The 12,032-nt window shown below is 58.8% G+C and carries 10 protein-coding genes; 5 read left to right on the top strand and 5 right to left on the bottom strand.

All coding sequences use genetic code 11. The features are described 5' to 3' along the window. The first annotated feature begins 205 nt into the window (after positions 1–205). Genes CLU94_RS03650 through CLU94_RS03630 form a run of 5 tightly spaced genes read left to right on the top strand, consistent with a single transcriptional unit; the run spans position 206 to position 7,146 of the window. A complete protein-coding gene (locus CLU94_RS03650; protein WP_143451336.1) occupies positions 206–1,009 on the top strand; it encodes a hypothetical protein in 804 nt (267 codons plus the stop codon). After that, entirely contained in the window at positions 1,006–3,900 is a 2,895-nt protein-coding gene (locus CLU94_RS03645) for a type VI secretion system Vgr family protein (protein WP_099664653.1), read from the top strand. The genes CLU94_RS03650 and CLU94_RS03645 overlap by 4 nt, the downstream gene beginning before the upstream one ends. Before the next feature lie 2 nt (positions 3,901–3,902). Continuing rightward, positions 3,903–4,823 (top strand): DUF4123 domain-containing protein, encoded by a 921-nt coding sequence (locus CLU94_RS03640; protein WP_180278584.1) that lies wholly within the window; start codon positions 3,903–3,905, stop codon positions 4,821–4,823. A gap of 13 nt (positions 4,824–4,836) precedes the next feature. Then, complete coding sequence (locus CLU94_RS03635) at positions 4,837–5,499, top strand: DUF3304 domain-containing protein (protein WP_099664651.1); 663 nt, start codon at positions 4,837–4,839, stop codon at positions 5,497–5,499. Between the two features lie 3 nt (positions 5,500–5,502). Next, positions 5,503–7,146, top strand: coding sequence for a T6SS phospholipase effector Tle1-like catalytic domain-containing protein (locus tag CLU94_RS03630; protein ID WP_099664650.1), 1,644 nt, complete (start codon positions 5,503–5,505; stop codon positions 7,144–7,146). 18 nt (positions 7,147–7,164) lie between these two features. Here CLU94_RS03630 and CLU94_RS03625 read toward each other — a convergent pair whose 3' ends face one another. From CLU94_RS03625 to CLU94_RS28315, 5 genes are read right to left on the bottom strand one after another with little or no spacing between them, the layout of a single operon-like run. Then, complete coding sequence (locus CLU94_RS03625) at positions 7,165–8,268, bottom strand: hypothetical protein (protein WP_099664649.1); 1,104 nt, start codon at positions 8,266–8,268, stop codon at positions 7,165–7,167. Continuing rightward, the gene (locus CLU94_RS03620; protein ID WP_099664648.1) at positions 8,265–9,101 is read right to left on the bottom strand and encodes a PoNe immunity protein domain-containing protein; all 837 of its coding nucleotides are present in this window, start codon (positions 9,099–9,101) and stop codon (positions 8,265–8,267) included. Before CLU94_RS03620 ends, CLU94_RS03625 begins: the two co-directional genes overlap by 4 nt. A 2-nt stretch (positions 9,102–9,103) precedes the next feature. Beyond that, positions 9,104–10,021 carry a PoNe immunity protein domain-containing protein gene (locus CLU94_RS03615; RefSeq protein WP_099664647.1) on the bottom strand — a complete coding sequence of 306 codons (918 nt, stop codon included), beginning with the start codon at positions 10,019–10,021 and terminating at the stop codon, positions 9,104–9,106. A 1-nt stretch (position 10,022) separates the two neighbouring features. Beyond that, on the bottom strand, positions 10,023–10,904 hold the full coding sequence (locus CLU94_RS03610) for a PoNe immunity protein domain-containing protein (protein WP_099664646.1): 882 nt from the start codon (positions 10,902–10,904) through the stop codon (positions 10,023–10,025). Further along, positions 10,901–11,977 (bottom strand): type VI immunity family protein, encoded by a 1,077-nt coding sequence (locus CLU94_RS28315; protein ID WP_180278583.1) that lies wholly within the window; start codon positions 11,975–11,977, stop codon positions 10,901–10,903. Before CLU94_RS28315 ends, CLU94_RS03610 begins: the two co-directional genes overlap by 4 nt. Positions 11,978–12,032: the final 55 nt, after the last annotated feature.

Raw genomic sequence — 12,032 nt, 5'->3', positions numbered from 1 at the left:
GAAATGTTTGGCTGCGGGGAACGGTGCTGTCCATCGGGAAAAACAGGGCTGCGATGGATATTGCCTGGAAGTATATCTTACAAAACTGATAATTAAGGGGGGCTTTTTTCAATTGTGCGGAGGGTGCGCACTGTTGATTTTATGGCACGCGTCATGATTTTGTTGAATAGCGTAAAGTCTTGCAAATATTACAGGAGCGCACATTTTGCGAACTCATGACGATAGCCCCCGGCTCCCGGCCCGGCCCAGCCTGTTGACGCAGGCGCAGCAGGCGGAGGCCGACCGTAACCGCATCCTGAGCACGCTCGAGGGTGGCAATGCCGGCGCGTCTGCGAAGGCCAGGCGCGGCAGCCTGGCCCTGCGCGGAGGCGTGGGCGCGCTGCTGCTGTTATTGGCAGCGGGCGTCTGGCTGGGGCAGCGCGGCGAACGGGTTGGCGACGACGATGCGCCGGCGGCGCCTGCTTCCCCGCCTGTCGCCACCGCCGCGCCCGCCGCCGTGGAAGCGCCGCCGGTCGTTGCCAGCATCCGTGACGAGGCGCCGCCCGGCGCCGCCGCACCGCAGCAGAGCCTGAGCGAGATGCTCGATGCCGGCGCGGCCGCCACAGCCGCCACTGCCGCTGCCCGGAACGCGGGTGCCGCGCACCCGGGCGATGTCCTGAGCAAGGCGCTGGAAACGCCGTCGCCCCCAGCCGCCGCCTCGCAACCCGTCACGAAACAGGTGGCCAAGGCGCCCCGTCCGGCAGCCAAAAAACCGCCGGCGAAAGGGCCTGCGGCTACGCCCGCCCGCCGCGCGGAAGACAGCGATATCGCCCTGCTGTCGGCCCTGCTGGCCCACGCGCAGGCCGCGCCGGCGCCGAAGAAAACCGTTCCCAATCTGCGGACCCAGTTGCAGCAATGCGCGGCGCTCAAGCGCGACGCCGCCGCCGCGTGCCGCGCGCGCGCCTGCCAGGGCCATGCCGAGTATGTGCAATGCAAGGCCGGGCAAGTTGCCGTGAAAGGCGAAAAATGAGCGCCGCCAGCGCCGCTCAGGTCAACGCTTCCCTCGCGGGTTTCAGCAGCGTGACGCGGTTGTATGAGCTGTCGCTGGACGGCGACGGCGGCGACGGCGGGACGGCGCAGTGGCTGGTGGAAGCGTTTGTCGCCGACGAGCAGTTGCAGGCCGTGGGCGTGCGCGACGTCATCGTGCTGTCCACGCAGGCGAATGTGGCGCTGGCGCCCCTGCTGGGCAAGCGGGCCGCGCTGCACGTCAGCCTGGCCGACGGCAGCCGTGCTGTCTTCAGCGGCTATGTCAGCGCAGCGGCGATGCTGGGCAGCGACGGCGGACTGGCCCGTTTCCGGCTGCGCCTGACGCCGTGGCTATGGCTGTTGAGCCAGGTACGCAACAGCCGCGTCTGGCAAGACAAGAGCGTCATCGAAATCGTCGACAGCGTGTTCCAGGCCTACGCGCCGCAAGCCGACTGGCGCTGGAGCGGCGACACGGGGCCGTTCATGGCCGAGGCGCAGCCGCGCAGCTATTGCTGCCAGTACCGCGAGTCGGACCTGGCCTTCGTCACGCGCCTGCTGGGCGAAGAAGGCCTGGCCTGGCGCTTCGAAGAGCACGAGGGCGGCCATTGCCTGGTACTGTTCGCCGACAGCAGCGCCTTGAGCGCGGTGCCGGAAGACGCCAGCAGCGCGCAAGGCGGCATCCGTTTTCATGGCGCGCGGGCCATGGAGCAGGCCGACGCCATCCAGGCGCTCAGCCGGGCACACGCCTTGCGCACGGCGGTGGCGACCGTGCTCAGCTACGATTACAAGGCCAAGAAGGCCGTCAGCGCCAGCGTGCCGACGCGGCTGGCGCCGGGCGGGAAAAACGCGCCCGCGCTGGAAAGCTATGACACGCCAGGCCAGTATTTCTATGCCAATGCGGCCCAGGCCGAACGCTATGCCTTGCTGCGGATGCAGGCGCTCGAAGCGCGCGGCGAACGCTGGCAGGCGCGTTCGACCGTGCGCACCTTGCGTGCCGGCACGCGCTTTACCCTGACGCAGGGACCGTTGCAGCAGGACGGCGCCGACGCGCCGGCGCTGGTCGTGTTGCGCGTGTACAGCGTGGGCGTGAATAACTTGCCGGCGCCTGCCAGGCAGGGCCTGGCTGAGCTGTTCGGCCCCATACCCGAATTGCTGCAGGAAGGCCTGGCTGGCCAGGCGCTGGCGCCGCGCGATATCGCGCATGTCCAGCAAGTGATCGCCCAGGCGGTCGAGAGTGGCTATGCCAACCATATTGAGGCGATCGCGGCCGATACGCCATGGCGCCCGGCACCAGAGGGCGGCGATGCGCGCCACCATCCGGCACCGACGGCCCGCGGCAGCCAGAGCGCCATCGTCGTCGGCGCCGACGGCAGCGCCAGCGGCGGCAGCGAGATCCATTGCGACAAGCTGGGCCGGGTGCGCATCCGTTTCCACTGGCAGCAGGAAGGCGGCGCCACCTGCTGGGTACGCGTGGCGCAGCGCTCGGCCGGCGGCGGCATGGGTAGTCAGTTCCTGCCGCGCATCGGCCAGGAAGTGCTGGTGCAATTCCTGGAAAACGATATCGACCGCCCCATCATCGTCGGCGCCCTGTACAACGGGCAGGGCGAGGGCGGCGTCGCGCCCTCGCCGGGCGGCATCACGGATAAGCCCGCGGATGCCAGTGTCTTCGAGCCGGCGCGCGACCATGCGCCGTCGGCGCAGGGCAACGTGGCCGGCGGCAACAGTCCGGTCTGGCATGGCGCGGCCGGCGGCAGCGCCGGCCACCGCAACGGCGCGGCGCAGTGGGGTATCCGCAGCAAGGAATTCGGCGCTGCCGGCTCCGGCTCTGGCTATAACCAGCTGCTGTTCGACGATACCGACCAGCAGGGGCGCATCCAGCTCAAGAGCAGCCATGCAGCAAGCGAACTCAATCTTGGCCACCTGATCCATGCGGCCGACAATTACCGGGGCAGCCTGCGCGGCACGGGCGCCGAGCTGCGCACCGACGCTTACGGCACCGTGCGGGCCGGCGCCGGGCTCCTGATTTCCAGCTACCTCGTCAACCACGACGCGCAGGCGCGCGATCCGGCCGGCGACAATGCGCCGGGCATGGTCTTGCTCAAACAGGCGGCCAAGCTGGGTGCAACCTTCAGCGCCGCCGCCGTCACGCACAAGACGGTCGCGTATGCCAGCCACCTGGGGCCGGCCAAGGCGAATGCCAGCGTGCTCGACGAAAAGGCGGCGCCCTTGCCGGCGTTTTTGACCAGCGTCTCCGGCATGCTGAGCCAGGACGATACGGCCGCCGCCAGGCGCGACGCGGCGGGCAAGCCGACCAGCCCCGGCGATGACAAGTTGCCGCACAGCAGCGACGCCATCATCGCCATCGCCGCCCGCGCGGGCCTGGGCGTGCTGGCGGGCCAGGATATCCAGCTGGCAAATGGCGAAACCACCTCCTTGATGAGCGGCCAGGACACCCAGTTCGTCGGCGGCGGCCAGCTGCGCGTGCACAGCGGCCAGGCCATCGGCGCCCTGGCCGGGGTGGTCAAGGCGGGCGAGAACAATATCGGCCTGCAACTGATCGCCGCCAAACAGGCCATCGACCTGCAGGCGCAGGCCGACGTGCTCAACGTGCAGGCGCGCGAGGAAGTCAACATCGTCAGCGCCGCCGCGCACATCGACTGGGCGGCGGCGAAAAGCATCCGCCTGTCGACGGCGGGCGGGGCGAACATCACGATCGAGGGCGGCAACATCACCGTGCAGTGTCCCGGCAAGATCACGGTGCATGCCGGCAAGAAGAGTTTTACGGGGCCATCCCGTGCAAGCTACCCGCTGCCGGTCATGCCTCGCAGTATTTGCAAGGAATGTCTGTTAAATGCGGCCAGGAGCGGCTCGCCCTTTGCCGCGAAGGGGGAGTAAGCATGCGCGACGACGATGGCGGGGCCCCCGCCTGCGGTTTGCAGTTGCTTGCGCTGCTCGATAGCCATCCTGCCGACCAGGGTGTGACCCTGTACAGCTTGATTGATGGCGCCAAGTTTGATGGTTTGGCCCGTATCCGCTTGCCAAGCGATCACAGCGTTGAGTTGTATTCCTTGTTAGGTGAATTGGCCGAGCCAGACGCCCTGTACGCCGGCCCGATATTGTTGCGGCATATCAAGCGCGAGCAATGTCCCTTGCTCGCCCAATTGCTTTGCACTGCCGGCAGCGCCCATTTCATGTCGCTGATTGTTTCTGACCGGCCCCTGCCGCAAGTGCTGGAACGGCTGACGTGGCTGACCGAGGTGGAGCACGATGACGGTACGGAGTGGATCATGCGCTACTACGATCCGCTTATCCTGCCGCACTGGCTGGACGTGCTGGAAACGGCGCAGCGCAAGGCTGCACTCGCAGAAATCACGGGCTGGTTGTACATGGACGTGCGTGGGGTGCCACAAATTGTACCTGGCGAGAAGGATGAGGAGTCTGCGTCCCTTGGAAGCGAACGAATGCTTTTGACACAACATCAATATGTCGAGCTGATGAATAGAACAGCGCCGTACATGCTGATGAAGCAAATGGAGAGCGATGATCCGCAGGCGCTCGACGGTTTGCCTCCGGATCAGCGCTATGACTTTTTCTTTCAACAGCTGGGCAGGGCGCAGGCATATGGACTCAGTTCGCCCACAGACTTGAAAAGCTACTGCATGTTGTCGCTCATGCTGGGCGCCGATTTTCATCTGTCCCCGCTCGCCGCCATCGCATTGCAGGCGACGGGAACGGCGCAGTCATTCAGCGACCGGATATTGGCCTGGACTCCCCAGCAATGGGCTGCACTCGAAGAAATTTCCGCTTCCAGCATATGAATGCGATCCCGACATGAAAAAACTGACCTCTATCGTATTGTGCCTGGTTTTTTTGGCCGCTTGCAATTCCAAGGAAAAGGAAAATCGCTTGCAACAGGAATTAAGCGAGAAAACCTTCACTACCACCTCATATAACTACACGCCGTACGATATTTACTCCATCACCTTCAAGGGTATTTCACTGCCATTCAAGATCGATGAAGCTCCCAGCGGAGGTTCCATTTTTTTTCGCGATGCCAGCGAGGCGGAAATGGACAATGGTGAAAAAGTCCGTTTCAGTAGCGGAAATTGCTGTTTTATCTGGGACACTCCCGTGGATAAACCGCTGAGAGTGCGCGTGGTCTGGAGCGTGGTGTTCGATACTGCCTATCACAATGGAAAATCGAGTGTTGACTATGACGAACGCACTTCCAGGCAGAGTTCTCCCGGAAGCCGCTGGTGTCAGGCCACTGTGGATATCCTGCCCGCCAAAGGGTCAGATCGTCCAACCACCGTGCTCTTGCACTTTCTTGCCGATGGAACAGTCCAGGCACATCTGGGAACCTTCAAGACGCAGGCGCCACTTGCTGCCGAGCAAGTGAAACTGCATGCCACGCGCCTTCCCCAAGGCCAGTTCTGCAAGCAGGAAATCGAGAATCCTTTTTATGGCATACCTCGCACACCGCATAGGGAATAGACCATGAGTAAACCAACGATACGCCGGCTTAGCGACGTCACGAAGAGTGAAAGACTTGCCCGAGGAATTTATCGCAAGGAATTGGAGAAATGTGCGAAGGAGTCGGATTGCCGAAAGCCCGTCTGGATCAGCTGTTTTTTTGATGGAACTGGAAATAATTTCAAAAAAGATGGAAATGGTTCGCTGGCTTCGTCGAATGTAAAGTACAGCAATATTGCGAAACTGGGAAAGTTTGCGCATACGGCCGAAGACGAAAAAAACAAGACTTACGCGATATATACGCCAGGAGTCGGCACGCCGTTTCCGGAGATTCAAGACAGCGGTGATGGAATCGATGGGGCACTCGGCATGGCATCGGCTGCCAAAGGGCAGGCCCGGATCAGCTGGATGCTGAAGGAGTTGAAGGTGCGGGTGGACAAGCACATGCCGCATGTAAATCAAATCAATGTTGCCGTGTTTGGTTTCAGTCGGGGGGCGGCCCAGGCGCGGGCCTTTGTGCGTCAGTTGGCTGGACAGTGTTATCAGCAGGGAGATGGATTGATCTGGATCAAAAGTGGCGGATTTATTCAGCCGCGTCTGGTGATTTACTTCCTCGGTATTTTTGATACCGTGGCCTCGGTGGGGTTTGGCGGTAGCCGCCTTGAGTCGAATCTCAAATATCACCTGGGACCTGTCTGGGGCGGCGTGATGTATCTGGCAGACGAGGGCGGCCATGCGGAATGGGCCTCCGATCTGCGTATTCCACCGTATGTGCGCTTTTGCGAGCATTATGTCGCAGCGCATGAAGTGCGCGAGAAATTTCCATCAGACTCTATCCGAATCGACCAGGCCACTGACTCGAACTGTCGGGAAACCCTTTATCCCGGGGCGCACTCCGACGTGGGCGGCGGTTATGACGACATGAATCAGGAGGGACGGTCAAATGAACTGGCGCGCATTCCGCTGTGCAATATGTATCTGTCGGCATATGCCGCCGGGGTGCCGTTCAAGTCACCCGAAGAGGTTCTTCAGGATTATGGCTCGCTGTTTAACATCAGCAGCGAATTGGAGGCATGCTTCGACGCTTACATGAAGCACGTCAGCGCGGACAAGCGGCTCGAGACGCAAGTCATCAGCCACATGAACAATTACTATCATTGGCGCTGGGGACGCACGGAACGCCAGCGCGCGGCGCGCAAAGAACGCGAAGCCATCATCGCAAAGGGGCAGTCCGTCATGTATGCCACGCCGGACAAGTACATGACCACGACGGACAGCGAATGGGAACGCGACGTTCAGAATATTGCAGAAAAGAAAACAGGATTTTTTCGCAGTTCCACGGAACCGCTGGAGGACGCGATCTACGATGCCTGGAAAGGCAAGCTCCGAAAGTCGATGTCGGTTGCGGAGCGGACTTTATTTGACAAATTCTTCGATCGCTATGTGCATGATTCTGTTGCGGGATTCAAGAATCAGATGAGTGACGCCAGTATCGGCTTTGTTGAAGCCAGTCGCTGGTCCCGAAACCGACAGTATTTCATGGGGAAACGAGGCAAGAAATATCTTTATTGGCGATACGAGGGGGCAAAACCGGCATCGGGCGGCGTAAAAGAGGCGATGCTGGTGCCGAAAGAAGCGTCGACAGGTGGCGACACGGCGATAGCCTAGCAGAAACGGGCCGAGTCGCTATCTGGCGCGGGCCGCCGCCCTGGCTTGCTTGTCGCACTCGCGCACGGCCGCCTTGCATGCGGAAAACGCTACCAGATACGTCACGGCGGCCTGCCGCTCTTCGACCAGTTCCGCCACCCGCTGCGTGAGCTGCAACGGTGTCGTCGGGGGCAGTTTTTCCAGTTTCTTGCTGAGGTCTTTGAGGGAGCGTTGCTGACGCGCCAGTTCCGCTGCCAGCACGGCCTTGCGCTCGGCAGCGGGCAGGGCCGGATACAGCCTGCCGTTGCCGGCCTTGACGCTGCCATCCGCCGTCATCGACTGAGATTCGTGCGGGGCGCGAAATTCCAGCGCCAGCTTGCCATCGGCTTGCACGACGACCAGCAGCTCCTCGGTGGCATTGCCGGCAGGCAACGGCAGCGTGCGCGTTTCCGGCTTACCGTCAGGCAACCAGCGGTATTCGATGGTCAGCTGTACCGGCTTGTGCGGCGTGGCTGGCAGGTAGAAACAGCAATTGGCGGCGCTGCTCATGTAAGGGTTCAGGGGATCGGTATCGACGGCATTGGCCGGATTGCCGGCATCGCTGACGCCGACCTGGATGGGACGGGCGCTGTAGTTCAGGGTGCTGACCGCTATCTTCGCTTCATCGGCCCCGGGCCGGTAATCGTGCTGGCCGCGCTCGCCGCGTTCGGCATGGCCTGCCAGCAGCGGCCGGCGCTGCATGGACTTGATGCCGATGGCAAAGATATGACTCAGGTAGCCGGTATCCGAGCGGCCGTCGCGCGAATAGCTGTCGCCGGGCGTGCGGTAGAGGTAGCCGATGTCTGCGATGGCCAGGGTGCGTACCTTCCTGTCCTGCGGAAATAGTGCTTCCTCCAGATAGCGGTCCCTGGCGCCCATCACCTTTCCAGAGAGCACGCCGGCCCACGCCCGTTCCCCTGCGAAGCGGGGAAAGACGTTGAATTCGCCGTTGATGAACGGTTCGATTTTCAGCACATCCTGCGTCATGCCCGTGACGGGATCGATGACGGAATAAATCCCAGGGAAGGGCGAGTCGGCGGCGTGCGACTGCGCGGGCATGGCGCAGAGGAGGCAGGCTGCGATCACGGCGGGTTTGTGGCTCATGCCGGCTCCGATCGCATACTGGGTGGCTGACGGTGGAATGCCACCAGGTCGGCGGGATAGAATTTGGCATCGCGGTAGCTGCTGTCGTCGATATCGAGCAGGCAAGTGATGGCCGCCGCTTCCCATGACCAGTAGCCTGAAAAGGAGGTGTCGCGCGCGTGGCTGTCATAGTAGGGTTCGCGGCGGCTGGCGTCATACCATTGCCTCAGGTAATCCTTCATCAGCGCCGGGCGCTGGTTTTTTTCTGCCGCAAATATCTTGAGCGTCTTGATGTAGGGCAGGTGGCGGGTACATTCCGGCCAGGCGGTATCCCTGTTATCGATGGAAAATGCCAGCAGGCGTTCGACCAGCCCATCTTTTTCGTGGTTGTTGAAATCGATGACTGGCGCCAGGCGGGGCAGCAAATTGCCCCAACCCAGGAGAATGCCAAGGCAGATCATGCGGTTGACCTGCTCGTAGCCATCACCGGGCAGGGCGAAGTGGGGAAATCCCTGTTCCGCAGCGCAGGCCTGCACGTCAAAAGCCCTGTCATAGTTGGCAAACTCTTCCCAGTATTCGAGTATCGTGGGATACAGCGCGCGCAGATCGGCTATCGTATGGCCGGCGCTGTAGGCCAGGCTGAGCAGGTCTATGCCATCCCAGGCCCGCTGGCGCGTGGCCGTCATGAAATTTTCTGGCGGGATATTTTGCAGTACTTCGGCAGGCTGTTGCAAGCCTGCCTCCACCATGTCGAAGCACTCGTCGTGGCTGTCTTTGCTTTCAAGGTAAATCGCGTAGGACAGCAGCGGTTCCCTGCGCCAGGCCAAAAAAGTGTGTTCGTCCAGAGTCTGCATTCTTACTCCCGAAAATCCGTGTCACGGCAGGGCTGTTTGCCTTCGACATGCCCGCCATCGCTTGCCTCGTTCCTCTCTATGCTGGTATAGCGAGCTTCTTTCGATAACTGTCGCGCATAGTCAACGAGGTCTTTGGGATAGACCAAATGGTCTATGTCGCTGTCATCAAGGTCAAAAACAAAAACCATTGCAGCTGCTTCAAATGCCCAATAACCATAATATGGGGCGTAGCCTTCATCGCTGATTCTGAGATGGCCGTTGTACCAGCGTGGATGGTCCTTCATCGCCGGGTACCATTGTTTCAAATATTTCTTGAGTAAATTTCGTGCCGAATTTTCATCATCTTCATACACTGTCTGCAGCAAGACATCGTACGGTTTGCCCAGTAAGCAAGTGTCGATCATGATCGCATCCTCCACATAGGCGCTAATCAGTTCCTCGAACAAGCCATCCTGTCCACGGTGGCTGCTAAGTATGCGTATGATGCGACTGACCGAACGCTGGTCACGCAATAATATGGCGATACTCAGTAATTGCAGAGTATCTTCATAATCGCCAAGGTCGCCAAAATTTGGTGCTGCCCGATATCTATATGGGCCATATTCAGGATGTTTCGATAATATTTCCTTCTGATGAATTTGATCGACTTCATTCCACTCCGCAAACTTGTCCACGATGCCAGATAGGCGTGGTGCGAGGTCCTCCATGGGCATGCCCGCAGTGTAATCGAGTAGCCAAATCCAGAAATTTTCAAGATACAGAAAATTGTAAGCCAGACTGAGATCTGCCGCAGATTCAGCCGATTCCTTATTCTTCTGTTGGACTTGTATCAGGGTAAGCGAATTTTCCAGGGTTTTTTCATACAGTTCCTGGTAAATGAATTGCTGGCGGCGGCGATCATCGAATGGTGGATTTTTCATTCTATTCGCCGGGTTCTTGTTCGGCTGATGGTTTCATCTCCAGGCTGGTGTGGCGGCCTTCTTTCCGTAGCTGGCGCGCATAATCGACCAGGTCCTTGGGGTAAACGAGATGGTCGATCTGGCTGTCGTCCAAGTCGAGCATAAAGACGGTCGCACCGGCTTCAAAGGCCCAGTAACCATAATAGGGAGCGTACCCCTCGTCCCTGATTCTCAGATGCCCGTCGTGCCAGCGGGAATGATCTTTCATGGCTGGATACCACTGTTTCAGGTATTTCTGGACCAGTTTGAGTATCTCTCTCTCATTATTTTCATAGAAAACCTGAAGCAAAGTACCATAGGGCTTTTCGAGAATACACGAATCAATATCTTGCTTATCCTCGACATATGCGCCAATCAATTGCTCAAATAATCCATCCTGGCCACGGTGGCTGCGTAACACATGGATGATGCGCAAGACCGAATGTTGATCGCGCAGTAATAGTGCAATACTGAGTAGTTGTAGCGTGTTCTCATAATGTGCAAGCGTGGAAAAGTCTGGTGCTCCCTTGTATTCGTACGGCCCATAATCCGGAAACTCAAGCGCCGCTTCCTGTTGACAGAATTGATCGACCTCATTCCACTCTTCAAACTTATCCACGATGCCGGCGATACGCGGCGCCAGTGCATCGATCGGTTCACCCGCTGTGTAATCCAGCATCCAGATCCAGAACGCTTCCAAATACAGAAACTGATGTACCACAGAGTTTTCCAGCGGTGATTCCACTATTTTTTTATTTGCAAGTCGGACTGCAATTAATGCGAGCAGATTTTCCCGCGTTTTATGATAAAGATCTTCGTAGAGAAATTTCTGCCGGCGCCGCATGTCGAACGGGGCGGCCATCATTGTTTATCCGTCGTTTTTGCTGCTCGCTGGCGCAACTCGGCGCTGGGCCAGTCGCTGTCGGCGTCGAAGCGCCGCATCCAGCGTAGCGAGTCGGCGTCATTGAAGCGTTCGTTAGGGTCGCCGTCCCATTGGCCAAAGCCCAGCAGCGCCATGTGGTCGTTGCGGATCGGCTTGAGCAGTTTGTTGAGCAGCGCCGGCAATTCCGGCACGCCGTCCTCCACCGGGTAGAGGGCCGGTTCCTCGCCCAGTTCGATCCATAGGCCTGCGCCGAGCTCGTCGATCCGGATGTGCGGATGTTGCAGGCTGAGTTTTATCTGGTCGCGGCTGAGATCCAATTTTTCGCGCCACATATCCGACAGCAGGAAGCCCCAGGTTGGCGGGCGAATGCCGTCTGCCAGCGAGCCGCTCATGGAAAAAGGATAATCAATGTCCAAACCAAAAAATCGAGGTGCCAGAGAGCGTTCCCACACGGTCACTGCCGAGCGGGTGCCGAAAGCAATCGGATTGGCCATCGAAAAGCCGCTATAAACCTGATCAGGTTTTAGTTTTTCCATGGTTTCCAGAACAAACCGCCGCCATGCATTCTTGTTATCCTTCCACCATGACCAGCGATAGTAGAATTGAATGAATGAGTAATCCCTGTTTGACGGTTCTGAATTATCGTTCATATGATCCCGCATTTTCCAGAAATATCCAGCAGTGGAAGGCGACGAGTTATGTTTTTTCTGATCGGTAAAATTGAAAATGAAATAGTCTTCTTTTTTTGTTTTTCTTGCAAACTCACGCAGATCAGGTAAACGTTTCGATCCGTAAGGGTGCGGTCTCTCAGAACTCGGATGCGTTGCGATAATATATGGATTTCCTGTGATTTTATAAAATTCTTCATGGATATCAATCATGAGATTGGATATGTCAAGATGGCGTTTAGTATCATACAAGAAGTAAAATGTTATGAAAGGAGACACCCCCAGATCTTGATTACCATCGTCACAGGACATGTTTGGCCATTCTTTGAGGTCAGCAACCATTCCCTCTACATCTTCGGCAGTAAAAAAACGTTCCGTTGTGCTCATCTTTTCTCCTCTCACTGCATTGTTTCTTTACGCCTTCATAAAACGCCACACCGTC

Origin of the sequence: Janthinobacterium sp. 13, from assembly GCF_002749695.1 — a bacterium.
Lineage (GTDB): Bacteria > Pseudomonadota > Gammaproteobacteria > Burkholderiales > Burkholderiaceae_D > Janthinobacterium > Janthinobacterium kumbetense.
Note: the sequence above shows the minus strand (reverse complement) of the source record. Positions and strands in the feature narration are given on the sequence as shown.